Origin of the sequence: Pseudomonas mendocina, from assembly GCF_003008615.1 — a bacterium.
In the GTDB taxonomy this organism is placed as follows: domain Bacteria; phylum Pseudomonadota; class Gammaproteobacteria; order Pseudomonadales; family Pseudomonadaceae; genus Aquipseudomonas; species Aquipseudomonas mendocina_C.
This window is the reverse complement of sequence record NZ_CP027657.1, coordinates 730,920-755,420: the sequence shown is the minus strand read 5'-3', so window position 1 is coordinate 755,420 and position 24,501 is coordinate 730,920. Positions and strand designations below refer to the sequence as shown.

The 24,501-nt window shown below is 64.4% G+C and carries 15 protein-coding genes; 8 read left to right on the top strand and 7 right to left on the bottom strand.

Annotated elements, in window-relative coordinates; genetic code table 11:
• Window positions 1-20 precede the first annotated feature (20 nt).
• Window positions 21-1,313 carry an NAD(P)/FAD-dependent oxidoreductase gene (locus C7A17_RS03565; RefSeq protein ID WP_106736719.1) on the bottom strand — a complete coding sequence of 431 codons (1,293 nt, stop codon included), beginning with the start codon at window positions 1,311-1,313 and terminating at the stop codon, window positions 21-23.
• A 127-nt stretch (window positions 1,314-1,440) separates the two neighbouring features.
• Here C7A17_RS03565 and C7A17_RS26710 point away from each other — a divergent pair, with 127 nt between their 5' ends.
• Window positions 1,441-2,199: an IclR family transcriptional regulator gene (locus C7A17_RS26710; RefSeq protein ID WP_158704639.1), complete on the top strand. Its 759-nt coding sequence runs from the start codon at window positions 1,441-1,443 to the stop codon at window positions 2,197-2,199.
• A gap of 46 nt (window positions 2,200-2,245) precedes the next feature.
• On the opposite strand, the gene C7A17_RS03550 is transcribed toward C7A17_RS26710, so the two are convergent.
• Entirely contained in the window at window positions 2,246-10,888 is an 8,643-nt protein-coding gene (locus C7A17_RS03550; RefSeq protein ID WP_106736718.1) for a glycoside hydrolase family 94 protein, read from the bottom strand.
• Between the two features lie 132 nt (window positions 10,889-11,020).
• Window positions 11,021-12,358, bottom strand: coding sequence for a Na+/H+ antiporter NhaA (nhaA, locus tag C7A17_RS03545; protein ID WP_234035879.1), 1,338 nt, complete (start codon window positions 12,356-12,358; stop codon window positions 11,021-11,023).
• A gap of 199 nt (window positions 12,359-12,557) precedes the next feature.
• Between nhaA (C7A17_RS03545) and C7A17_RS03540 the strand changes: the two genes are divergently transcribed.
• On the top strand, window positions 12,558-13,286 hold the full coding sequence (locus tag C7A17_RS03540) for a Crp/Fnr family transcriptional regulator (RefSeq protein ID WP_106736717.1): 729 nt from the start codon (window positions 12,558-12,560) through the stop codon (window positions 13,284-13,286).
• A 111-nt stretch (window positions 13,287-13,397) separates the two neighbouring features.
• Here the strand turns inward: C7A17_RS03540 and C7A17_RS03535 are convergent, their stop codons facing one another.
• Entirely contained in the window at window positions 13,398-14,009 is a 612-nt protein-coding gene (locus C7A17_RS03535; RefSeq protein WP_106736716.1) for a hypothetical protein, read from the bottom strand.
• A 209-nt stretch (window positions 14,010-14,218) separates the two neighbouring features.
• Between C7A17_RS03535 and pdxR the strand changes: the two genes are divergently transcribed.
• On the top strand, window positions 14,219-15,640 hold the full coding sequence (gene pdxR / locus C7A17_RS03530; RefSeq protein ID WP_106736715.1) for a MocR-like pyridoxine biosynthesis transcription factor PdxR: 1,422 nt from the start codon (window positions 14,219-14,221) through the stop codon (window positions 15,638-15,640).
• An 82-nt stretch (window positions 15,641-15,722) separates the two neighbouring features.
• On the opposite strand, the gene C7A17_RS03525 is transcribed toward pdxR, so the two are convergent.
• On the bottom strand, window positions 15,723-16,706 hold the full coding sequence (locus tag C7A17_RS03525) for a GlxA family transcriptional regulator (protein WP_106736714.1): 984 nt from the start codon (window positions 16,704-16,706) through the stop codon (window positions 15,723-15,725).
• A 108-nt stretch (window positions 16,707-16,814) separates the two neighbouring features.
• Between C7A17_RS03525 and C7A17_RS03520 the strand changes: the two genes are divergently transcribed.
• Window positions 16,815-17,357, top strand: coding sequence for a thioesterase family protein (locus C7A17_RS03520; protein WP_106736713.1), 543 nt, complete (start codon window positions 16,815-16,817; stop codon window positions 17,355-17,357).
• Window positions 17,358-17,405: 48 nt separating this feature from the next.
• Here C7A17_RS03520 and nhaA (C7A17_RS03515) read toward each other — a convergent pair whose 3' ends face one another.
• Together nhaA (C7A17_RS03515) and C7A17_RS03510 are read right to left on the bottom strand one after the other, a co-directional pair.
• Window positions 17,406-18,671, bottom strand: coding sequence for a Na+/H+ antiporter NhaA (gene nhaA, locus C7A17_RS03515; protein WP_106736712.1), 1,266 nt, complete (start codon window positions 18,669-18,671; stop codon window positions 17,406-17,408).
• Between the two features lie 393 nt (window positions 18,672-19,064).
• On the bottom strand, window positions 19,065-19,664 hold the full coding sequence (locus tag C7A17_RS03510; RefSeq protein WP_106736711.1) for a helix-turn-helix domain-containing protein: 600 nt from the start codon (window positions 19,662-19,664) through the stop codon (window positions 19,065-19,067).
• A 244-nt stretch (window positions 19,665-19,908) separates the two neighbouring features.
• Here C7A17_RS03510 and glnT point away from each other — a divergent pair, with 244 nt between their 5' ends.
• From glnT to C7A17_RS03490, 4 genes are all read left to right on the top strand, one after another.
• Window positions 19,909-21,243 carry a type III glutamate--ammonia ligase gene (glnT, locus tag C7A17_RS03505; protein WP_106736710.1) on the top strand — a complete coding sequence of 445 codons (1,335 nt, stop codon included), beginning with the start codon at window positions 19,909-19,911 and terminating at the stop codon, window positions 21,241-21,243.
• 77 nt (window positions 21,244-21,320) lie between these two features.
• Window positions 21,321-22,223: a class II glutamine amidotransferase gene (locus C7A17_RS03500; RefSeq protein ID WP_106736709.1), complete on the top strand. Its 903-nt coding sequence runs from the start codon at window positions 21,321-21,323 to the stop codon at window positions 22,221-22,223.
• Between the two features lie 23 nt (window positions 22,224-22,246).
• Complete coding sequence (locus C7A17_RS03495; RefSeq protein WP_106736708.1) at window positions 22,247-22,930, top strand: GltB/FmdC/FwdC-like GXGXG domain-containing protein; 684 nt, start codon at window positions 22,247-22,249, stop codon at window positions 22,928-22,930.
• A 107-nt stretch (window positions 22,931-23,037) separates the two neighbouring features.
• Window positions 23,038-24,363 (top strand): FMN-binding glutamate synthase family protein, encoded by a 1,326-nt coding sequence (locus tag C7A17_RS03490; protein ID WP_106736707.1) that lies wholly within the window; start codon window positions 23,038-23,040, stop codon window positions 24,361-24,363.
• Window positions 24,364-24,501: the final 138 nt, after the last annotated feature.

Genomic DNA, 24,501 nt, shown 5'->3' with positions numbered 1-24,501 from the left:
GCCGTTGTGCATGAGGTTGCTCAGAGCCTGTCGTAGGCGAAGGGTTGGGGATCGACCAGCGGCGTGCTGCCATCGATCAGGTCGGCCAGCAAATGGCCGGCGCCGGGAGCGATGCCGAAGCCATGGCCGGAATAGCCGGTGGAGAGAAACAGCCCTGGCAGCTTCTCGACCGGGCCGATCACCGGGATGGCATCCGGGGTGACGTCCATCACTCCGGCCCAGCTTTGCTCCACGCGCATCTGACGGAAGAAGGGGAAGGCGGCGGCCAGAGCGTCGCGCGCCTCGCTCAGGATGGCCGGGGAGGGCTGCGGGTCGAGTACCCGGCAGCGTTCGAAGGGGCTTGCGCTGTCCATGTCCCAACGGCGTGGCTGGCATAGCTCCTCGAAAAAACGACCGTCCAGGCGCAGGCGTACTTCACGAAACTGCTTGCCCAGTGCCGGGAGAAAATCGCCGAGGTAGCGAAAGCTGTCCGGTGTGATCGGCGCCAGGTTGCCGTTGCGCTGGGCAATCGTATAGCCACCGTCGGCGCGCTTGCGAAAGGCATAGCGGCTGGCGCCCACGGCCAGTTCCGGGCCGCCGGCCATCGGTGCGGTGCGCAGTACCGAGGCCACCACCTTCAGTTGCGGCAGGCGCAGATCAAGATTGGCGCAGAACAGCGTCGACCAGGCGCCACCCGCCAGCACCACCCTGCTGCAATGCAGTTTGCCTTGTTCGCTATACAGCCCACGAACTCGACCAGCCTGAATGTCCAAACCCCGCACCGCGCAACCCGTGACGATGCGCGCGCCCAGGCGTTGAGCGGCGCGGGCGATCACTGCACTGGCGCGGTGCGGTTCGGCGCGGCCATCACTCGGCGTATGCAGCGCGCCGCTCCATCCGGCGGCGGCTCCTTCCGGCATCACCCGCAGCAGATCGGCACCTTCGAGCAGGCGTGCCTGCACGCCATGGGCGCTGGCCGCCTGCAGCCAGTCCGCCTGCTGCTGCAACTGGCGCGGGGTTTCGCAGGCATAGAGCACGCCGCTGCGGCGAAAGCCCAGGTCTTCGCCGAGCTGCGTTTGCCAGGTGTCCCACAGGCGCAGGCTGGCCATGGCCAGGGGAATCTCCGTCAGGTCGCGGCCCATGCTGCGGCACCAGCCCCAGTTGCGCGAGGACTGCTCGGCGCCGATCAGGCCCTTCTCCAGCAGGGTGACGGCGATACCTCGGCGGGCCAGACAATAGGCCGTGCTGACGCCGATAATGCCGCCGCCGATGATGGCCACCTCGGTGCTTTCCGGCAGCCTGTCGCTGACCACCTGTTCAATCTGCGGATACATGCACGCTCTCCGGGACAGGGTGCGCCGCGCGCACCGAAGGAAGGTTCAGCGAGCATGCCCTGGCCGACGAGGCGTGCAATTTGCATCGCGCTGGTCGGTCATCCTTTATCAGTATGTGAGAAACACCATGAGTGGCACCCAGACCCTGGAGCGAGCGTTCCTGCTGTTGCGTGTCATCGCTGCCGCCGGTCAGCAGGGCGCCAGCCTGGCCGAGTTGCGTGAGGCAGCTGACTGCTCGCAGGCTACTGCCTATCGTCTGCTGCAGTACCTGCGCCGCCAGGGTTTCGTGCGTGGCGCAGTGCCGCGCGGGCGCTACGTGCTCGGCTATGAACTGTTCGCCCTCGGCGCCCAGGCCGGCAACGCCAGCGCCCTGCGTGAACGGGCGCGACCGGTGTTGCTGCGCCTGGCGCAGCGTTTCGGCGACAGTTTCTTTCTCCTGGTGGCGGACGGTCACCAGGTGTTGTGCCTGGACATGCTGGCTGGCGAACTCCCGGTGCAGAGCTACAGCGGCGCAGTAGGTGGGCGCATTCCCATGGGTGTCGGTCAGGCTTCGCAGGTGCTACTGGCCTGGCTCGGTCGCAGCGAGCGCAACGACATCCTTGCCCACAACGCCGCGACCCTGCGCCTGGACTACGGTCTGGAGGTGGAACGCATCACCGCCAGCCTGCCCAGCGTAAAACGCCTGGGCTATGCCAGCGGCCTGGTCGATAAACGCCTGCCGGGCTACACCGGCCTGGCCGTACCGATCCTCGATGCCTGCGGGCAGCCACTCGGGGCACTCAGCTGTGCGCTGGCGCGGCCGCGCATGACCGATGCCAGAAGACAGGCGCTGGCGCAGGCGATGAAGGAGCAGGCACAGCGCTTGGTAGTGGCGTTGGAGCAGTAGAGGAGAGAGGCCGGTTCAGTGATCAGCAGGATGACCTGATGCACAGCTAGCTGCCTCCTGTCAGGGATATGGGGTGCGTATCGGTCTGACCCGCTTCGTAAGCTTTGGCCGGTGGGCAGCGAAACACTATGTGGTGCTCGTGGCCATCGTCCAGCAGTGGGCACTGAATGCCGTCTATCGGCACGCCGTCCAGGCTGAGCGACGTTGTATCCCCAGCCTGTTGCAATACCTCTATCCGATACAGCGTCGAGCCGAAGCGGTAGTCCAGGCTGAAACCGGGCCAGTCAGCAGGCAGCAGCGGTTGCAGGCGCAGGCTGTCGGCACTGCGTTGCAGGCCTAGCAGCGATTCGATGATCAGCCGGTACATCCAGCCGGCAGCCCCGGTATACCAGCTCCAGCCGCCACGCCCGGCATGCGGCGCCATGCCGTACACATCGGCGCTGACCACATAGGGTTCGACCTTGTACCGGGCTATCGCTTGTGCGCTGCTGTGGCCGACCGGGTTGATCAGGCGCAGCAGTTCCCAGGCCCGTGCGCTGTCACCGAGATGGGCGAAGGCCATGCTTGCCCACACGGCGGCGTGGGTGTACTGGCCGCCGTTTTCGCGTACGCCCGGCACGTAGCCCTTGATATAGCCAGGGTCCAGTGAGCTCTTGTCGAACGGTGGGTCGAGCAGTTGCACCAGGCCTGGATCGCGGCGCAGCAAGTGGTGCTCCAGGGCGTCCATGGCGCTGCGTTGGCGTTCTGCTGAGGCGGCGCCGGATAGCACCGACCAGCTCTGGGCAATGGAGTCGATGCGGCATTCCTGGTTGCTCGCCGAGCCCAGCGGCGTGCCATCGTCGAAGTAGGCGCGGCGGTACCAGGCGCCGTCCCAGCCGTGTTCTTCCAGGCTGTTGCGCAGGGCGGCGGCCTGTTCCGTGCAGTGCCGGGCGAACTTCGCATCGTTCTGCATGAGCGCGACAGGGACGAACTGCCGCAGTACTTCGTGGAGGAAGAAGCCCAGCCACACGCTTTCGCCAAGGCCCTGTTCACCGACCCGATTCATGCCGTCGTTCCAGTCGCCGCTGCCGATCAGCGGCAGTCCGTGGATACCGCGGCGTAGGCCATGTTCGATGGCTCGAACGCAGTGCCGATAGAGGCTTTCGCGCAGACACGAGCGTTGGGGCAGGTCGTAATAGGATTCTTCGCCGGCATTCAGCGCGCGGCCTTCGATGTAGGCCACCTGCTCATCGAGCACGCTGCGGTCGCCGCTCATCTGTACATAACGACTGGTGGCCAGGGGCAGCCACAGGTAGTCGTCCGAGCAGCCAGTACGCACACCTCGATCCAGCGGCGGATGCCACCAGTGCTGCACATCGCCTTCACCGAACTGGTGGGCCGCGCACAACAGCAGGTGCTGGCGGCTGGCGTGCGGGCTGGCGTGGATCATCGCCATGCTGTCCTGCAACTGGTCGCGGAAGCCGTAGGCGCCGCCGGACTGGTAATAGCCGCTGCGTGCCCAGAAGCGGCTGGCGATCACCTGGTACATCAGCCAGCCGTTGGCCAGTACATCGATGGCCGGCTCGGGCGTGCGGATGCGGATCGTGCTCAGAGTCGCACGCCAGTGCGCGCGCACCTGTTCCAGGGCCTTGCTGGCTGCGTCGCTGCCGCGAAAGCGCTGAACCAGTTGCGCGGCGGCCGTGGCGTTGAGCCCGGCGCCCAGGCGGAAGATGATTTCCTGGCTGTCGCCATCGGCGAGTTCGAAGGCGACCTGGATCGCCGCGCAAGGGTCGAGGCCGCCACCGCTGCGCCCGGACAGGCGCGGCCTGGCCAGCGCCGCCGGGGCGTTCAGGTTGCCGTTGCGGCCGAGAAATTCGCTGCGGTCGCCACTGACGCTACGCGCTGGCGAGTCGACATCGAAGAACGCCACCCGACCGGGAAAGTCGATGGAGTAGGCATTACGGGCGAACAATGCGCCACTGGCCGGATCCTGCTCGGTGACCACGTGCAGGGCCGATTTCTCGCGCAGGTCGCCGAGTACCCAGGCCACGTAACCGGTGGCGGACAGACGCCGCTCGCGGCCCGAGCGGTTGCGGATTATCAGGCGTGAGAACTTGATTGCGGCATCCAGCGCCACGTATACCCACAGCTCGCTGTGGATGCCGTCCTCCTCGTGCTCGAAGACGCTGTAGCCGAAGCCGTGGCGGGTGGTATAGGCGCCCTTGCCGGGGCGCGGCAGCGGCGTTGGCGACCAGTAGTGGCCGCTGTCGTCGTCGCGCAGGTACAGCGCTTCGTCGCTGGCGTCGCCGACCGGGTCGTTGTGCCAGGGGGTCAGGCGATACGCATGGGCGTTCTCGCTCCAGGTGTAGGCGCCGCCGCTCTCGCTGATCACCGTACCGAAGTCGGGATTGGCCAGCACGTTGGACCAGGGCGCCGGTGTGCTCGTACCCTCGGCCAGGTGGATCAGGTATTCGCTGCCATCGGCGCTGAAGCCGCCGTAGGGGTTGCCCAGCAGCAGCGAGGGAGGGTCGGCGGTTGGGCTGGGCGGCCGGCTGCGGGATGTACGCATCCGCAGTGGGTCGAAGCGTGGCAGCGCCGGCTCGCTGACATGCCGATGCACCTGCTCGGCCAGGCTGCCATTGCCGTCGCTGAGCACCAGGCGCGCCACGGCGAGCATCAGCAGGCGGTCCTCGTTCGACAGCTGCTGGGCCGGGCGGACGAAGATGCCGCCAGGGCGGTCGACCATATGCGCCTCGCTGCCGGAGGTGACCAGCGCCATGATCAGATCCTGCAGTTGCTGGCGGTAGCCGGCCTGATCCTCGTTCCAGATCACCAGATCCAGGGCCAGGCCTTTCTGCCGCCAGTAGGCGTGGGCCTGTACCAGTTGCCGCACCAGTTCGATATTGGCCGCATCGGCGATCTGTACCAGGACGATCGGCAGGTCGCCGGAAATCGCCTGGCCCCAGAGGTCGGACTGGTTGCGCTGATTGCCGCTCAGCACGCTGGCGTCGGCGCGCAGCGCAGCATTGGCGTAGAGGATCGAGGTGGCCATCTGCTCGAACAGGCGGGCGTCGGCCTGCGTGGCGTTGAGCTGACGCAACTGCACCTGGCTGTGGGTCCAGGCCAGGCCGAACACGCGGTCGGCCAGGTGGCGGTCGCGGTATTTGTTGATCAGTTGCAGGCAGCCTTCGCGGCTCTCGCCGATGCCGGTGACCAGATCGATGATGGCGGTCTGACCGGGTTCCAGGCTGATGCGGCAGCGGATCGCCACGATCGGGTCGAGCACCGAGCCGGCGCTGCCGGACAGGCTGTCGACGCCGGCATCCAGAACCGCCGGGCGGGCCGTGCTGCGGCCGCGGCCGATAAAGCGGGCGCGGTCGGTTTCGTAGGAGATCGCGTCGATATCCACATCGTGGGCAGCCAGCAGATGACACATCCATGGCACCTGTTCCTGGCTGGAGCGCGGCCGCCGGCTACACAGGATCGCCTGCAGTTCCGGCAGCAGTTCGCTCTGCACGAACAGCTTGCTGAAGGCCGGGTGCAGGGCATCGGCGATGGCCGGGGAGAGCACCACTTCGGCATAGCTGGTGAGTTCCAGGCTGCGTCGTACGCGGGCCCGGTTGGTCAGGTGCAGGCGGCGCAGTTCGATGTTGTCCTCGGGTGAGACGACGATCTCGGTGTGACAGTCGAAGTCGCGCTCGCGGACGCGGAATTCGGCACGGGCGTCGGTGAAGATCGCCTCGTAGCCGGCGCTGTGGCGCAGCGTCGGCTGGTGCGCGGCCGACCAGAAGTCGCCGCTGGCGACATCGCGCAGGTAGCAGAACATGCCCCAGTGGTCACGGCTGATGTCCTCCTGCCAGCGTGTCACGGCGGTGCCGTCGCAGCGGCTGTAGCCGCCGCCGGCGCTGCTGAGCATGACGTGATAATGACCGTTGGACAGCAGCTGTACGGCGGGGCGGCGTCGATCCGGGTCGGTGAATACCCTGAGCTTGGTCTCGGTCAGGCGCACGGCGGCGTCGGCAGCGGATGAGTGGGCGGCATGCCGGTACTGCGCAGCGGCTTTCGGGACGCGTTCCTGCAGCAGCAGGGCGGTGGCCTGGAACTGCGGATCGGATTCGAAGCGCCGCTGCATCGGTTGATCCAGCAGCACATGGGCCAGTGCCAGCAGGCTCATGCCCTGGTGGTGGGCCATGAACGAATGGATCACCGCTGCGTTCTGTCCGCGTGGCAGGCGTGTCGGCGTGAAGTCGACTGCCTCGTACAGGCCGAATGTGCCGCTCAGGCCCAGCTTGGCCAGGCGCTGCAAGTTGCGGCAGGCGGCCTGTGGCTCGACCATCAGGGCCAGGGCCGAGGCATAGGGGGCGACCACGCGGTCTTCGCCGAGCCCGTGCTTGAGGCCCAGGCCGGGGACGCCGAAGGCGCGGTACTGGTAGTTGAAGTGGGCGTCCTGGGTGTTGTAACCAGACTCGGACACGCCCCAGGGCAGGCCCAACTGGTTGCCGTACTCGATCTGCCGGGCCACGGCGGCGCGGCAGGTCTGGTCGAGCAGGGTGCCGGGATAGTTGGGCATCACCAGCATAGGCATCAGGTACTCGAACATCGAGCCGGACCAGGACAGCAGTACCGGCACGCCTGCACTGCTGGTGAGCAGGCGGCCGAGGGTGAACCAGCCCTCCTGGGGCAACTGGCCCTGGGCGATCACCACGAAGTTGGTCAGCCGTGCTTCGGAGGCCAACAGGTCGTAGTAGGCCGCGTCCAGGCGATCCTTCTCGGCGTTGTAGCCGATGGAGAACAGGTCGCGCTGCGGGTCGTAGAGAAAACCGAAGTCCATCTGCGCCAGTTCACCGGCTTGCCGGGCGAGGTGTTTGGCGCTGGCGATGCGCTCGCCGGCGCGGTGCTGCACCGCTTGCACCTGGGCCTGGTCGGCGGCGGGCCATTGCCTGCTGTCCAGTTGCGTGAATTGCTGCCAGGTCGTCTGTGCCGGCTGCTCGCCTGCACCTGTAGGTGGCAGACGAAATGGGGCGAGCTCGTCATGCAGGTCTTCAATCTGCGCCAGCAATGCCTGCAGCCAGCGCTCGCTCTCGCTGTCGTGCGTCGGCCGCAGGTTCTTGTCCAGCAACTGGACGTGGCCGAGCAGGCGTTGCAGCTCTTGGCAGGCCGTATGCAGATCCTGCGTGGCCTCTGTCTGTGCGCTGTGCAGGTCGTTTTGCAGTTCGCGCAGCAGCTGTTCGCCGAGGTGCTCTGCAATCATGGCCTCGCGCAGCAAGACGAGGGTATCGGCGAGGCCGGCGAACATCCGCGGGTGGAGCAGAGGCTGGCTCGCCAGCTCCAGCAGGCCGGGGCGCAGGGTCAGCAGCAGGCCGGCCAGGTTGCCGCTGTCTACCGTCGACACATAGTGCGGGGGCAGGGGCTGCAGGGTCTGGGTGTCGTACCAGTTGAAGAAGTGCCGGCGGTGGCGCTCCAGGCCGGCCATGCTGCTCAGCGAGCGATCGAGGCGCAACAGCAGCCTGCCGGCGCTGAGGTAGCCGAAATCGTAGGCGGCCAGGTGTGACAGCAGGGACATGCCCATGTTGGTGGGCGAGGTGCGCTGAGCTACCACCAGGCTCGGTTGCTCCTGGATATTGTCGGGCGGCAGCCAGTTGTTCTGTGGGCCGACGTGCTGGTCGAAGAAGGCCCAGGTCTTGCGCGCCAGGCTGTGCAGGAAACGCAGTTCCTCGGCGGAAGGTTCGAAGCGTGTTCGTGCCCTGGGCTGGCTCAGCCGCCAGGCGATGGCCGGGCTGGTCAGCCAGAGCAACAGGAACGGGCTGGCCAGGGCCAATGTCGCGGGGGCGAACAGCAGTAGTGTGGCGCAAGCCAGAGCCAGGCCGGGGGCGATCCACATCAACCGGTACAGGCCAGGAAGATCATTACGGCTGCTGCGCTCCACCTCACGCGAGGGGCTCCATTGCAACAGGTGGCGCCGGCTGATGAACATGCGCCACAGGGTGCGGGCGATGGCGTCCAGGCTGAGCAGGGCCTCGAAGGGCAGCCACGCCAGTGCCAGCAGCGCGCGGCCGAAATGCAGCCTGGCCGTGCGCCAGGTGGCTTGCAGATGTTGGCCGAGCGAGATGTCATGGGCTTTGCGCAACAGATCGAGCAAGGCACCAAGCAGGGGTTGCGCCAGCAGCAGTGCGAGTATGGCGAGAGTCCAGAGCAGGGCCTGGTCGATGGCGAACCAGCCCCATAGCAGCAGCGTCAGCGTGGCGGCGGGCTCCAGGCTGCGGCGCAGGTTATCGAAGATCTTCCAGCACGCCAGGGCGTCGAGGCGATTGCGCTGTAGGCCGCCCGATGCGGCGGGCGTCCACGGCAGCAGCCAGGGCAGCAGTTGCCAGTCGCCGCGGATCCAGCGGTGCCGGCGCTTGCAGTCGGCGCTGTAACTGGCCGGATGCTCCTCGTACAGTTGCACGTCGCTGAGCAGGCCGGAACGAGCGTAGCAGCCCTCGATCAGGTCGTGGCTGAGGATGCGGTTGTCCGGGAGAGAACCGTGCTGCGCCTGCTCGAAGGCATCGACGGCATAGATGCCCTTGCCGATGAATGAGCCGTTGTGGAACAGATCCTGATACACGTCGGAAACGGCGCGGGTGTAGGGATCGATCCCGGCGTCGCTGCCGAACAGCTGGGCATAGGGCGAACGGGCGGTGCTCGGCAGGCTGATGCCCACCCGTGGCTGGAGGATGGCGTAACCGCTGCTGATGCGCCGCCGTATGGGATCGAACTGCGGCTGGTTGAGCGGGTGGGCGAGTGCGCCAATCAGTTGCCGGGCGACGTCCCGCGGCAGCTGGGTGTCGGTATCCAGGCTGATCACGTAGTTCACCCGGGGCAGGGTGGCGATGTCGCCGACGATCAGCGCGAATGCTTCCAGGCCGCGGCCGCGCAGCAGCTCGTTCAGCGCGGCAAGTTTGCCGCGCTTGCGTTCATGGCCCATCCACACGCCTTCGGCGGGGTTCCAGCGGCGTGGCCGATGCAGCAGGTAGAAACGGTCGGCGCCCACCGGCGGGTACTTGCGGTTGAGCGCCTCGATCGACTGGCGGGCCAGCAGAAGCAGGGCGGCATCCTGTTCCAGCACCTCACTCGGCGCATCCATGAAGTCGCTGAGCAGGGCGAAGTGCAGGCAGGCGTCGCGATTGGCCAGATAGCGCACCTCCAGACCCTCGACCAATTCCTTGATATCGCGCGCGCTGCCGATCAACGTGGGCACTACCACCAACGTGCGCGCCTGCTCGGGTATGCCGCGGCTGTAGTCCAGGCGCGGCAGGATGTGCGGGGTCACGGTCAGGGTCACCAGCCGGTTCAGCAAACCCAGGGCCAGGCTACTGGTCAGCAGCAGGATCGGTAGACCGAGCAGGAGCGCCAGGCCGTCGCTCAGGCCGCTGGCCTGGGCAGCGGCGAGGAAGGGCCAGGCCAGCGCCAGGCTGAGAAGCAGCGCCGGGACGAGGAAGAAGGCCAGTGGGGCACGGCGCAGCAGACGTTGCCAGGCCTCGGCGAAGGGGATACGGGCTTCGAGGCGCTGCTCCAACTCGACCAGCCCCTGACCCAGCAGATAGAAACCGATGTGAGTGCCGATGCCGGTGCCGGCAGCGGCTGCCAGGTCAACGGCGGCACGGGCTACCGCTTCTTCCGCGTGCTCGCAGTTTCTGGCCAGGCGTTCGACCACGTGGCGGTAGTGGTCGCGGGTGGCGAAATCCATAGTGGGGTAGATCTGCGCCGGGTCTTCATTGAGTACCTGCTCGACCCTGCTCATGTCTTCGACGAAGCCGCGCCAGTCGACGGCAGACAGCTGGCGCAGGCTGTTGATGCTGTTGCTGATGGACACCTGTTCGGCGGCCTGCTGCTGGGCATCCAGTTGCACCAGACGCTCGATGTTCAGCCCGTCTTCGCTGAGCGTCTGTTCGATCCAGGTCAGCGGCAGGATCAGTGCGGCGCTCTGGCCCTGCAGGCGCCTGGCCAGTTCGGCAACGAACGAACTGGTCAGCGGTGGTTGTGAACGGGCCATGTCGGCGACAGTCAGCAACACGCTCTTGGCGTCACGCTCGGCGGTTTCCTGCAGGCGGTCGGCCCAGTCGTTGGCCAGGTTGCGATCATCCCAGTTGGCCATCACTCGTGATGCCACGCGGCGCAGGTTCTCGATCAGCGCCAGGCGCAGCATGATCGGGATCGCCCACAGTTCGCCAAGGGCCAGCGGCGTGACCGACTGGTAGGCGGCGATGAAGCGTCTCAGGCTCTCGCTGTCGACCCGTCCGTCACCGTGGGAGATGGTTTCCAGGGCGATGTCGTAGACCCGCGGCAAACCGCGTGAGGGGCCGTCCGCCAAGCGTGGTAGCTCGCGGCTGTAGCTCCGCGGCAGGTGCTTGCGCGCCGTGCGGATCTGCTCTTCGATCAGGTAGAAGTTGTCCAGCAGCCATTCCGCTGCCGGGGTGGCGCGGCGCGTGATCGGCGGTACCTCGCCGAGCATGGCGCAGCTGTGCACCAGTAGCGCTTCGTTGTCGTCCAGGCGTCCCAGCAGAGTTGCGCTGGCTGGCCGTGGGCTGAGTTGGTGCTGCCTGGCCAATTGACGGCCATGGTTAGCCATCTGCTCGGCGCTGAACAGTTCGGCACGCAGGATGGGTTCGTAGGTGAACTTGCGCGTTGCACTACGTGAGCGTATCAGGCGGTGGAACCAGGTTCTGGGCATTGTGTCCTTGGCCGGCCACGCTAGTTTCCGGCGGCCTGCAGGAGCGCAGAGGGAGCAACGGGGTGGGCGTGGCTCAGGTAGTCAGTGTGCATGAAGCCTCTGGCAGGGTCTGTCCGCTAGCGCACATAGCGTCTAGGCGTGGTGACTTCCTGGTTTGGCTATCCACACCAGCAGCATGAGACCCGCGACGGCCGAGAAGACCGAGGCCGCGAAGATGCCCAGCTTGGCGCTGTCGATCAGATGTGCGGGAAATGCCAGGTTGGCGATGAACAGGGCCATGGTGAATCCGATACCCGCGAGCAGACCGCCACCGGCGATCAATCGCCAATCGAGATCGAGAGGCCGTGCGGCGACGCCCAGGTAGACGGCCAGCCAGCTGAAGACCAGGACGCCAATGGGTTTGCCCAGTGCGAAACCGATGAATACGGCCAGGGTGACGGAGTTGCCAATCTCCGCCATGGACAGCGGCAATCCGGCATTGGCAAATGCAAACAGGGGCATGATGACGAAACCGACCCAGGGGTGCAGGCCAAGCTCCAGTCGCTCGACGGGGGACAGGGCTTCACGCGCGGCGATCTCGGCTGCAAGCAGGGTCTGGCGATCCTTGGTTTCACCGCTTCCCTCACCACTGCTGGGATGAGCGACGACCTGGCTCAGGATCGCGTACAAGCGCTCATCGCTGACCCAGCGGCGTGCCGGCGTCATCAGCCCCAGAATCCCCCCGGTGATCGTTGCATGTATGCCGGATGCATCCACTGCAATCCAGATGAGCCCTCCGACCAGAAAATAGAGCCTGAAGCTGCGGATGCCGGCTCGCGACATGCCGTAAACGACCGCCAGACCTCCTGCAGCCAATATCAGCATTTCCCAGGAGATATGTTCGCTGTAGCCGATGGCCACGACCAGGATTGCACCGATGTCGTCAACGATGGCCAGTGACAGCATGAATACGCGCAGGCTTTGCGGAATGCGTGAGCCCAGAAGCGCCAGACACCCGATGACGAATGCGGTATCGGTGGCCATGACGGTGCCCCAGCCATGCTGGCCGGGCTGGCCCTGCTGCAAGCCCCAGTACAGGGCGGCGGGCACGACCATGCCGCCGAGGGCTGCCGAGATCGAGAGTGCGGCCATGCGTGCATTGTTCAGTTCGCCCAGCACCAGTTCCCGCTTGAGTTCCAGGGCGACCAGGAAGAAGAACAGCGTCATCAGGCCGTCGTTGATCCAGCCTTTCATCGAGCGTGTGTAGTCGAACGAACCGAGTCGAAAGCCGCCCTGGGTTTCCCACAGAGCCAGAAACGACTGCGCCCATGGCGAGTTGGAGAGAACAAGGGCGGCGATGGTGAACAGCAGGAGCACGCCTGCGGCTGCCGATTCGATATGCAGGAACCGAGACAATGGTCTGGCCAGTCGGTCGACCATCACCTTGGGCAATTGAATGGCTGCCCTATCGGCCAGATGATCCTGGCTCACGATAGCAAGTGTCCGAAGTATCTGGTGACTTCGTTGGGGGCTGGCATCGATACCCTACCTTGAGCGCATGGCAAGTTCGGCCGGGCGGCTGATCAGTTTAGGGGGATCGTTGCCACCGTCTGTTCGATAGCGCACAGAGCAGGGTGTACAAGGGCGTATGGTGTAACGACCTGTTGTTATCTTTCTAGAGAGGTCATATATGGGGACGACCACCATGCCCCAGCAAAATCACCTGCTCGCCGCCTTGTCGAAGGAGGTGCAGGATCGGCTTTTTCCTCATTTGGAGCACGTGGAGTTGCCACTGGGCAAAGTTCTCTACGAGTCCGGCGATACCCTGCGTCATGTGTATTTCCCCACCGACGCCATTGTCTCACTGCTGTATGTAATGGAGAGCGGTGCCTCGGCTGAGATTTCCGTGGTGGGCAATGAGGGACTAGTGGGGGTGGCCCTGTTCATGGGGGGGGAAAGCACTCCAAGCCGCGCTATCGTACAGAGTGGCGGGCATGCCTATCGTCTGCTGGGGCAGCGCCTCAAAGATGAATTCAATCGGCATGGTGAATTGCTGGTTTTGATGCTGCGTTACACCCAGGCGCTGATCACTCAGATGGCACAAACCGCTGTTTGCAATCGGCATCACCAGATTGATCAGCAACTTTGTCGATGGCTGCTGTTATCACTCGACCGTCTTCCTGACAACCAACTGACCATGACTCAGGAGTTGATCGCGAACATGCTCGGGGTTCGTCGTGAGGGGGTGACTGAAGCCGCAGGAAAACTGCAGCGTCAGGGAGTGATCGAGTACAGCCGAGGGCACATCACCGTTCTGGATCGCCAGAAGCTGGAGCAACTGAGTTGCGAGTGCTATGCCGTGGTCAAGCGAGAAACCGACCGTCTGCTGCCCTACGTGCCACGGCATCAAACCACGTGAGTGTCGGGAAATTCCGCGCTGCTCTGGTGAACGGAGGGCGTTGCGGGCGCACATTGCGTGGCGCGGGGTTGCTCAACGCGGATCATGCGCAGTGCCAAAGGTAATACCGTGTCAGGCGTGAGTGTCCAGGCTATCGCCGACGACAGGCGAGGTTGAGTAAACCGGCGAGGTGGAGGCCGGTGCTGGTGCGGGTGTCACGCGACTGCCCTGAGAGACTGCGCCAGCCTGATCGTCTTCTGTCGTGTTGTCTGTTGGTGCATTTGGTTCGGCAGTGCTGGCCGACTCGGTGTGCTTTTCCTCGAGCGATGCGGCAATCTCTTCTCCGGCTTCCCGGATTGCCTGCGCATCTTCGCTCGACGCTTCGAGGATCTTCGATTTCTCCTCCTGTTCGGCCATGTCGTTGACGGTGTTCAGGGTGTCCTTGCTGGCTTTCTCCAGCGGCCTCAGCATCCTTTCCTTGGTCAGTGGATCAATATTGGGATCGTTGCGAATGTCCTGCATTCTGCGGGACGTTTCCACCATTGCATTCAGCAGTCCGCCGTCCATGCCCGGCACACCCTGCGCCTTGGCGAGAGTGGACGAGCCGCCGACCTTGATTGCGCTGAACGAGGTCGTCAGTGCTGTGCGCGCACCGTCTGCCTCCTGTGTGGAACTGGCCCGCTGTGACTTGGCGGTGTCAGTGGTATGGGGCACTGCATTGGCAGGGAAGGACGGGATTCTCATGGCGCTCTCCTGAGACGGCCGAAATCTGAAATGGAGCTTGATCCGGGTAGCGAAAGCTTGTGTGCAACACTCCGGCTATGCCTGCAGCCAAAGTCTTGTGGCCTTGGCGCCCCGATCCGATGGATTCCTTGGTTGTAGGACCGTAAATTAGGTGAGCCTTGGCCTAGTGGACAGGTGCAATAACCAATCGGATAACTGGGACAGTTTTCATGGAGCTAGAGCACCTGACGCCCTCTCGGGAACACGACGCGCCGATCTACCTGCAGCTTTACCGCCGTTACCGGGAGGCAATCGCCAGCGGCAAACTCAACCCAGGCGACCGAGTGCCGTCCGTGCGTAGCCTGGCCAGCGAACTGAACCTGGCGCGTGGTACGGTCGAAGTGGCCTACCAGATGCTGGTGAGCGAGGGCTACTTCACGACGCGCGGCACTTCCGGCACCGTCGTTTCTCCCCACCTGGATGGCCTGGCAGAGCCTGGCCACGCGACGCCGCTCGCTCCCGCCCCGTCGCCAGCTTCCAGCCTGAGCCATTCGAGCAGCGAGGTGCTGTCGTTCCAGCTCGGTTTACCGGCGTTGGATGCGTTTCCGCGCAAAGCCTGGGTACGCCTGACCGGGCGCCGCCTTCGCTCCCTGGATACCGCCGCCATGACCTACCCCGATGAGACGGGATATGAACCACTGCGGCGGGCCATTGCGACCTATCTGGGAATATCACGCGGTATCGCCTGCTCGCATGAACAGGTCTTCGTCACGGCGGGTTATCGCGGGGCGTTGGAGCTCGTGTGCCGCACGCTGCTGCAACCTGGCGACCTGGGCTGGTACGAGGAGCCTGGCTACCTGCTGGCCCGGCAGTTCTTGCAGCAGGCAGGCATGCGCCTGGAGCCGGTGCCGGTCGATGAGGAAGGACTGAACGTGGCGAGTGGTCAGCAGCGTGCCGCCGACGCCCGTTTCGCCGTGGTTACCCCCACACACCAGAGCCCGACTGGCGTTGCGCTGTCGCTGCCGCGCCGTCTGGAGCTGCTGGACTGGGCGAGCCGACGCAGCGCCTGGATCATCGAGGACGACTACGACAGCGAGTTTCGTTACCACGGCCGCCCGCTGCCGGCACTCAAGAGCCTGGATCGCGATGGTCGGGTGCTCTACACCGGTACCTTCAGCAAGGTACTGTTTCCCGGTTTGCGCTTGGCTTATCTGGTGGTGCCTGCCAGTCAGGTCGACACCTTCAGAACGGCAGCGCACCAGTATCCCAGCGCTGGCTCGATCCTGTCGCAGGCCATGGTCGCCGACTTCATGGAGCAGGGGCACTTCACCCGGCATCTTCGCAAGATGCGGACTCTGTACGCGCAGAGGCATCAGTTTCTGATCGATGCGCTGACCCAGACGATGGGACAACGCCTGTACGTTTCGCCGCAGGCCGGCGGTATTCACGTGCTGGCCTACCTGAATGGTCGCAGCGACGACCAAACCCTGGCCAAGGCCGCCAGAGGCAACGGTCTTGCAGTGCATGCCCTGAATGACTGGCGAATGCACGGTGCAGGGCAGGGCGGGTTGCTGATGGGCTTTGCCAACTTCAAGACGGCCGAAGAAACCGCGATCTCGGTTCGTCAACTCGAAACCCTGTTCAGCCGTTAGCCGAGGTCGCAGCAGTCGTCGAGCATCGAAACGCCCATCGATTGGTAACCCATGGCCAGGCGCAAAGTGGATGTGGCCAAGACTATTGGCCTGCCAGCAGCTCGGCAGGGCTTCTGAGGAAACGCTTGCGGAAGGCTGCTGGTGAAATGCCGACACGCTGACAGAACAGGCGGCGGAACGAGTTGCTGTCCTCGTAGCCCACGCGACTGGTGATCACCTCGAAGTTCAGGCGCGTGGTTTCCAGCAGTTCCTTGGCCTTTTCCAGGCGCAATGCCTGGAGGTAGGCCAACGGGGTATGGCCGGTGGCGTCCTTGAAGCGGCGCTTGAAGTTGCGCACACCGAAACCGAAGCGCTCGGCCAATTCATCGATGTTGCAGGGCTCGGCGAAGCTCGACTCCATCCAGTCCTGAACGCGCAACACGGCCTCGTCGCCATGGCTGCGCGGCATTGACCAACTGATGTAGACGGACTGCTCGCTGCGCACGTTGTCGATCAGCAGGTAGCGGCTGCATCGCTGCGCCAGTTCTCGCGAGGCGAAGCGGCGAATCAGGTGCAGCAGCAAGTCCATTGCCGCGCTCGCCCCGGCGCTGCTGATCACCCGTCCGTCCTCGCAGAGAATACGTCGTTCGTCCACGCGAGCCGCAGGGTAACGGCGGCGCAACAGGTCGGCAAAAGCCCAGTGGGTAGTGGCTTCGACGCCATCGAGCAAACCCGCTTCTGCGAGCATGAAGGTGGCCGTGCACATCGAGGCGACGACCGCGCCCTGATCGTGCTGGCTCCGTAGCCAGCCGCGATAGTGCCCGAAGGCGGGCAGGGCGTCGCGCAGGCTGAAGAGAAAGCCGGGAATCAGCACCAGGTCGGTTTGCGTCACCGCGTCTAGCGACATGTCTACCGGCATCGCTCGACCCAGGGAATTGGCCACCGGCTGCCCGTCCAGCGATGCCACGCTGAGGGTGAAGGGTGCTGCGGCTGGCTGGGCGAAGCGATTGGCGGCGTCGAGGACTTCAAGCGCCAGGGCGGCGCTGGCCAGCGAGCTGTGTTCGGCCACCAGCAGCGTGATGTGCATGGGAACTCTCTTGCGTAAATCGCATGGTATTAGTCATTTCTGCATCTACCTTACTCCATGCGTGCCACCTAGAGTGCGGCCCTCGTCATTCAAACAGGTGCTCGCCACATGAACCTATGGTTTCGCCTTTTCCTGATGCTGCTGCGTCGCCCCTGGCGCAAGCCGGTGCCGTGGCTCGCCACCACCGTTGTACGGCTGCGGGTCTGGCCACTGGATCTGGATTTCAATCGGCACGTCACCAATGGTCGTTACTTCACCCTGGCCGATGTCGGACGTATGGATTACGTACTGCGCAGCGGGGCTTTTCGCGTGGCGCTTCGGCACCGCGCGCTACCCATCGTCGGCGACGTGTGCGGCAAGTTTCGCCGTGAGCTGAAGCTGTTCGAACGCTTTGAAATCCACACACGCATGCTGGGTTGGGATGAGCGATGGAGCTTCGTCGAACACCGCTTCGTCAAGGATCAGCGGGTGATCGCCGTGGTGGTCATGCGCGGGTTGTTTCGTGGGCCGACAGGCAATGTCGCGCCGGCCGAGTTCGCCCGTGAGCTTGGCATCGACGAGCAGTCGCCGCCGTTGCCGCAATGGTTGCGGGAGTGGTCGGCGAGCTGTGATGGCTTGAGCCTGTACCTGCGTGAAGCAGAGCGTCCGTAGACGCCCTGCAGGTTGCTCAGATGCTCTTGGCAGGAGCCATTGGCATGGCTAGATCCGCTGCACATCGCCGTCCTGGCGAATTTCTGCTCTCTGCGCGCGTTCTTCCTGGGCTTGATCCTGTGCCTTGGGTGCGAAGCGCAGAATCAGGCAGGCGATGATGGCCGACAGCAGTGAGCCGAGCATGATGCCGATCTTGGATTCTTCCACCAGCTCCGGGGAACCGGGGAAGGCCAGGCCGCTGATGAACAGGCTCATGGTGAAGCCGATACCGCAGAGCATGGAGATCGCATAGATCTGCAACCAGGTGCAGCCTCGGGGCTTGGCGGCCAGCCCGGATTTCACCGCCAGCAGCACGCCGCCGAATACGCCGAGCTGCTTGCCGAGGAACAGGCCGGCCGCGATGCCCAGGGGCAAGGGTGCGAAGACATCCGCAAGGGAGAGGCCCTCGAAGGAAACCCCGGCATTGGCGAAACCGAAGGCGGGGACGATCAGGAACCCCACCCAGGGCGCGATGCCATGTTCGAGGCGGTGCAGGGGCGAATCGGGAGAGTCAGGTTCGCCAGGCGTGGGAATGTAGGGAATCAGGAAGGCGCCGACGACACCTGCGATGGTGGCATGTACGCCCGACAGCAGTGTCACGTACCACAGCAGGGCCAGGCCGATCAGATAGGGCCACAGCACCATCACGCGCAGGCGGTTGAGGGTGAACAGCACGGCGATGATGGTGGCCGCCATGAGAAGCGCGGTGACGTTGATCGAGGCGGTGTAGAAGATCGCGATGATCGCCACGGCACCCATATCGTCGATGATGGCTACCGACACCAGCATCAGTTTCAGTGACAGCGGTGCATGGCGGCCCAGCAGGGCCAGCGCGCCGACGGCAAACGCGATATCGGTGGCGGCGGGGATGGCCCAGCCGTTGGCAAGTTGTGCCTCCCCCTGGGTGATTGCCAGGAAGATTCCCGCTGGCACCATCATTCCCATCAATGCGGGCAAGGCGGGCAGGCGTCGCTGTTCCCAGGAGGAAAGACGGCCGTCTACCAGCTCACGTTTGATCTCCAGCCCCACCAGCAAGAAGAAGATCGCCATGAGGCCATCGTTGATCCACAGGTGCAGCGTCATGGGGCCGAGCTTCTCGCTGAGCGTCGGGCCGGTCGTCATGTGAAGCAGATGCAGGTAGCTGCTGGCCAGCGGGCTGTTGGCAATCATCACGGCTGCTGCGGCTGCGAACATCAGCAGTACGCCACCGGCCGCCTCGCTGACGAGAAAGCGCTTGAGCGCGGACGGCTGCGGGATCGACGACGAATAGGTCATACAAGGTTCTCCTTGGACGAGTGGAAACAGGCGCTATGTCGGGCGGCCAATGAGCGAGTCTGGGAAAGGCGGACACAGCGAAGCGCTGGCCAGAACGGGGTCTGGTCAGGGACGGGGAAAGGGCACAGAGGAGTGGCGGAAAAGGCCCGGGACGGATTCGACGAATCGCGGCGTCGCCACAAAAAGCTGAACGGCTGCATGTTTCGGGAAAGCCTCACGGAAAACGACTGATCGTTCTCCGTATTCGGGGCTTACCCCGGGCGCACGCAGCACACGCCAAAGTGCGGGGATTTTATAGCGCGTTACTGACGTGCTTCAACCGCATGGCGTTGCAGGTTGTTTCATGGTGCGGGCAGGGCGCAGCCGATACCCGAGGCCGCCATGCTGTACTGGTCAGTCCGCCCCGTAGTTCATGATCGACAACAGCCGGATCGGCACTTTCACCAGCTTCTCCGGGCCGTGCGGCACTTCGCCGTCGAAGGTCAGGCTGTCGCCGGCTTGCATCGGGTAGAGCTGGTTGCCGTGGCGGTACACCAGTTCACCCTCCAGCAGGTGCAGGAACTCGGTGCCGGGGTGGGCAAAGGTAGGGAACTCCTCGCTGGCGTCGTCCATGCTCACCATGTACGCCTCGAAGCTCTTCTTCGGCCCGCGGGTGTGATTGAGCAGGCGATAGGTGTGGCCCTTGTCGGTGCCACGCCGCACCACTTCGAGGCCTTCGCCGGCCTTCACCAGCAGGGCGCTGCCACCTTGCTGGTCGTACTGGCTGAACAGCTTGGACATGGGCATGCCGAGCACGTCGCAGAGGCGGCTGAGGGTGTCGAGGCTGGTGGAGACCTGAGCGTTCTCGATCTTGCTCAGCATGCCCTGGCTGATTCCGGCGATGCGTGCTACATCGGCGATCTTCAGTTCCTGCGCCTGCCGCTGACGGCGAATCTGCATGCCCAGGTATTGCTCGAGCTTGAGGCGGGGAGGGATTTCTGTAGAAGTCGTCATGCGTACCAATATCTTCTTATGAATAAAAAGTTCGCACTGAGAATGTGCGGGGTGCCTTTCTTCGGTGCATTTTCACGGTTTTAATTTCCTCCTATGAAAGCATCTTTCCTTGGCGGATAGAAGAATGGCGGGCCTTTGAGGCATTTCGAAAGGTAAGGACAAGGTTGGCAAGCTGCTTGCATTTCTTTTGGAGAAATTAAAATTCCCCAGCGGAATAATGGCGACGCCACCGGAGGCCCTACCCATGTTGCCCAGCGAAACCCAGAAAATCATCGACCAGCACGGCATCAAGTACGTGCTGGCCCAGTTCGTCGATATCCATGGTGCAGCCAAGACCAAGTCGGTACCTGTCTCGGGTCTCAAGGCCGTGGCTGAGGAGGGCGCCGGTTTCGCCGGATTCGCCATCTGGGGCATGGGCATGGAGCCGCACGGCCCCGACTTCATGGCGCGTGGCGATCTCTCCACACTGATGCCGGTGCCCTGGCAGCCGGGCTATGGCCGCGTGGTATGCGTCGGTCATGTCAATGGTCAGCCCTGGCCCTACGACACCCGCTATGTGCTGCAGCAGCAGGTGGCGCGCCTGAGCGAGCGCGGCTGGACGCTCAATACCGGGTTGGAGCCGGAGTTCAGCCTGTTCCGGCGTGACGCCGAGGGTAAGCTGACCACGGTCGATGCCAGCGACAAGCTGGAGAAGCCCTGCTACGACTACAAGGGCCTGTCGCGTTCCCGCGCCTTCCTGGAAAAGCTCACCGAGTCGCTGCAGCCGGTCGGCTTCGATATCTACCAGATCGACCACGAGGATGCCTGCGGTCAGTTCGAGATCAACTACACCTACAGCGATGCCATGGAGTCGGCGGATCGTTTCACCTTCTTCCGCATGGCCGCTGGCGAGATCGCCAACGACCTCGGCATGATCTGCTCGTTCATGCCCAAGCCGGATCCGCGCCGCGCCGGTAACGGCATGCACTTCCACCTGTCGATCGGCAACGACACCAGCAAGAACCTGTTCCATGACGCCAGCGACCCAAGCGGAATGGGCCTGTCGAAGCTGGCCTATCACTTTCTCGCCGGCCTGCTGGCCCATGGGCCTGCGCTGTGCGCCTTCGCCGCGCCGACGGTGAACTCCTACAAGCGCTTGGTGGTAGGCCGTTCGCTGTCCGGCGCGACCTGGGCGCCGGCCTTCATCGCCTACGGCGACAACAACCGCTCGGCGATGCTGCGCATCCCTTATGGGCGCATCGAATTCCGTCTGCCAGACGCCGGCTGCAACCCGTATCTGGTCACCGCCGCGATCATCGCCGCCGGTCTCGACGGCATCGACCGCCAGCTCGACCCGGGCACCGCCTGCAACGAGAACCTCTACAACCTGAGCCTGGAGGCGATCGCCGCGCGCGGCATCAAGACCCTGCCGCAATCGCTCAAGGAGGCCTGCGATGCATTGGAGGTCGACCTACTGTTCCGTGAGGTGCTGGGCGCGGAAGTGGTCGACGAATTCCTCAAGCTCAAGCGCATGGAGTGGGTCGAGTACAGCCGCCACGTCTCCGACTGGGAGATCGAGCGCTACACCGAATTCTTCTAGCCGAACGCCCGCCTGCACGGGCACACGCCAACGCCCCCGAACGAGCCTCCCCCAAGGGAGGTGATGAGGACTTTTTTATGTGTGGAATCGTAGGTCTGTACCTGAAGAACCCGGCGCTGGAGAACCAGCTCGGGGCCCTGTTCGAACCCATGTTGCTGGCCATGACCGACCGTGGCCCGGACAGCGCCGGCTTCGCCATCTACGGTGACGAGGTGAAGGATGGCTGGATCAAGCTGACCCTGCAGAGCACCGCAGCCGGCTATGACTTCAAGGCCCTGATGGGTGAGCTGGAAGGCCGCCTGGGTTGCTCGCTGGACTGGTTCCAGAACGCCAGCGCCGCCGTGCTCAAGACCAATGCCGACGAGGCGGCGGTACGTGCCGTGCTCGCTGAGCTGGCGCCGGCCGTACGGGTGATGAGCGTCGGCCAGAGCATCGAGATCCTCAAGGGCATGGGTCTGCCGAAGGAAATCTCCGAGCGCTTCTCGCTGGCCAAGATGAAGGGCAGCCACATCATCGGCCACACCCGCATGGCCACCGAGAGCGCGGTGACCATGGAAGGCAGCCACCCATTTTCCACCGGCCAGGATCTGTGCCTGGTGCATAACGGCTCGCTGTCCAACCACTTCCGTTTGCGCCAGGAACTGCGCCGCCACGGCATCGAGTTCGAAACCGAGAACGATACCGAGGTCGCCGCCGGCTACCTGACCTGGCGCCTGCGCCAGGGCGATTCGCTCAAGGAAGCGCTCGACCATTCACTGGAGGATCTCGATGGCTTCTTCACCTTCGCCATCGGCACCCGCGACGGCTTCGCGGTGATCCGCGACCCCATCGCCTGCAAGCCGGCGATCCTCGCCGAGACCGACGACTACGTGGCCATGGCCTCCGAATACCAGGCCCTGTCGACCCTGCCGGGTATCGACAAGGCCAAGGTGTGGGAGCCGGAGCCGGCGACCATGTACATCTGGGAACGCAGCGCCTGATTTCGCGAGTTGGAGACCACATCATGAAAACCATCGACCTTTCCAGCGCCACCGTGCGCGACCTGAACCAGGCTCTGCATGACCAGGCCAAGACCCTCACCGAGCGCGAGTGGGTGGTGAGCAACCCGGGCGGCAAGCACAACCTGGCCGTGGGCCTGAACGAAGCGCTGAGCGTGGAGATAGACGGCCATGCCGGCTACTACTGCGCCGGCATGAACCAGAAGGCCAGCGTCACCATCCACGGCAACGTCGGTGTCGGCGTGGCCGAGAACATGATGAGCGGCATGGTGCGCATCAAGGGCAGCGCCTCGCAGGCGGCCGGCGCCACCGCCCATGGCGGCCTGCTGGTGATCGAAGGCGACGCCGGCGCGCGCTGTGGCATCTCGATGAAGGGCGTCGACATCGTCGTCGGCGGCAGCATCGGCCATATGAGCTGCTTCATGGGCCAGGCCGGGCGCTTGGTGGTATGCGGCGATGCCGGTGACGCGCTGGGCGATTCGCTCTACGAGACGCGCATCTACGTCAAGGGCACGGTCAAGTCGCTGGGCTCGGACTGCATCGAGAAGGCCATGCGCCCCGAGCACCTGGAGGAACTGGCCGAACTGCTCAACCGCGCCGGCTTCGACGAAGACCCGGCCAGCTTCAAGCGCTACGGCTCGGCCCGCCAGCTTTACAACTTCAAGGTCGACAACGCTTCTGCGTACTGATCCAGCACCGTCTGGTGCGCGCGGCGCACCCTACCGATTACCGACGCCCATAGGGTGTGCGGGGCCGTCTAGGCTGTGCGCACCAACGCTTCGACGAGGAATTTGCAATGAGCGAAAAAACCACCCCGGTGCTGCGCGAATCCGCCACCTTCGACCGCCTGTCCATCCAGGAAATCCAGCGTGCCGCCGAGACTGGCATTTATGACATCCGCGGCGGCGGCACCAAGCGCAAGCTGCCGCACTTCGATGACCTGCTGTTGCTCGGCGCCTCCATGTCGCGCTACCCGCTGGAGGGTTACCGCGAGAAGTGCGGCACCGACGTGGTGCTGGGCAACCGCTTCGCCAAGAAGCCGATTTACCTGAAGATTCCGGTGACCATCGCCGGCATGAGCTTCGGCGCGCTGTCGGCCCAGGCCAAGGAAGCCCTCGGCCGTGGCGCCACCATCGCCGGCACCAGCACCACCACCGGTGACGGCGGCATGACCCCGGAAGAGCGTGGCCAGTCGCAGCATCTGGTCTACCAGTACCTGCCGTCGCGCTACGGCATGAACCCGGATGACCTGCGCAAGGCCGACGCCATCGAGATCGTGCTTGGCCAGGGCGCCAAGCCGGGTGGTGGTGGCATGCTGTTGGGCATGAAGGTCACCGAGCGCGTCGCCGGCATGCGTACCCTGCCGATTGGCGTCGACCAGCGCAGCGCCTGCCGTCACCCGGACTGGACGGGCCCGGACGACCTGGCGATCAAGATCGCCGAGATTCGCGAGATCACCGACTGGGAAAAACCCATCTACGTGAAGATCGGTGCCAGCCGCCCGTACTACGACGTCAAGCTGGCAGTGAAGGCCGGTGCCGACGTGATCGTGCTCGACGGCATGCAGGGTGGCACCGCCGCGACCCAGGAAGTGTTCATCGAGCACGTCGGCATCCCCATCCTCTCGGCCATCCCGCAAGCCGTGCAGGCCCTGCAGGAGATGGACATGCACCGCAAGGTGCAACTGATCGTCTCCGGTGGCATTCGCACCGGCGCCGACGTGGCCAAGGCCATGGCCATGGGCGCGGATGCCGTGGCCATCGGTACTGCCGCGCTGATCGCCCTCGGTGACAACCACCCGCGTCTGGACGAGGAATTGAAGAAGATCGACTCGGCCGCCGGTTACTACGATGACTGGCAGAACGGCCGCGATCCGGCCGGCATCACCACCCAGGATCCGGAGCTGTCCAAGCGCCTCGACCCGGTCGCCGCTGGCCGCCGCCTGGCCAACTACCTGCGCGTGCTGGTGCTGGAAGCGCAGACCATGGCCCGCGCTTGCGGCAAGTCGCACCTGCACAACCTCGATCCCGAGGATCTGGTGGCCCTGACCGTGGAGGCCGCCGCCATGGCTCGCGTACCGCTGGCCGGCACCAACTGGGTTCCGGGGCAGCTGCAGTACTGAGCCTGACAGTAAAAGTGAAAAGGGCCACAACGCTTGGTGTTGCGGCCCTTTTTCATTGCCTTAGAACCTTTATGCGCCTGAAGCGGCAACTACAAGGCAAAAGCAGTCGGTGAGCATGTAGGAGGGGCTTCAGCCCCG

Bases quoted from the DNA above. Each gene is read 5' to 3' on its own strand.
- glnT (WP_106736710.1), top strand. From the start codon at position 19,909: ATGTTGCCCAGCGAAACCCAGAAAATCATCGACCAGCACGGCATCAAG.
- C7A17_RS03510 (WP_106736711.1), bottom strand. From the start codon at position 19,664: ATGACGACTTCTACAGAAATCCCTCCCCGCCTCAAGCTCGAGCAATAC.
- C7A17_RS03520 (WP_106736713.1), top strand. From the start codon at position 16,815: ATGAACCTATGGTTTCGCCTTTTCCTGATGCTGCTGCGTCGCCCCTGG.
- C7A17_RS03490 (WP_106736707.1), top strand. From the start codon at position 23,038: ATGAGCGAAAAAACCACCCCGGTGCTGCGCGAATCCGCCACCTTCGAC.
- C7A17_RS03525 (WP_106736714.1), bottom strand. From the start codon at position 16,706: ATGCACATCACGCTGCTGGTGGCCGAACACAGCTCGCTGGCCAGCGCC.
- C7A17_RS03550 (WP_106736718.1), bottom strand. From the start codon at position 10,888: ATGCCCAGAACCTGGTTCCACCGCCTGATACGCTCACGTAGTGCAACG.
- nhaA (WP_106736712.1), bottom strand. From the start codon at position 18,671: ATGACCTATTCGTCGTCGATCCCGCAGCCGTCCGCGCTCAAGCGCTTT.
- C7A17_RS03495 (WP_106736708.1), top strand. From the start codon at position 22,247: ATGAAAACCATCGACCTTTCCAGCGCCACCGTGCGCGACCTGAACCAG.
- C7A17_RS03540 (WP_106736717.1), top strand. From the start codon at position 12,558: ATGGGGACGACCACCATGCCCCAGCAAAATCACCTGCTCGCCGCCTTG.
- C7A17_RS03565 (WP_106736719.1), bottom strand. From the start codon at position 1,313: ATGTATCCGCAGATTGAACAGGTGGTCAGCGACAGGCTGCCGGAAAGC.
- C7A17_RS03535 (WP_106736716.1), bottom strand. From the start codon at position 14,009: ATGAGAATCCCGTCCTTCCCTGCCAATGCAGTGCCCCATACCACTGAC.
- C7A17_RS03500 (WP_106736709.1), top strand. From the start codon at position 21,321: ATGTGTGGAATCGTAGGTCTGTACCTGAAGAACCCGGCGCTGGAGAAC.
- C7A17_RS26710 (WP_158704639.1), top strand. From the start codon at position 1,441: ATGAGTGGCACCCAGACCCTGGAGCGAGCGTTCCTGCTGTTGCGTGTC.
- pdxR (WP_106736715.1), top strand. From the start codon at position 14,219: ATGGAGCTAGAGCACCTGACGCCCTCTCGGGAACACGACGCGCCGATC.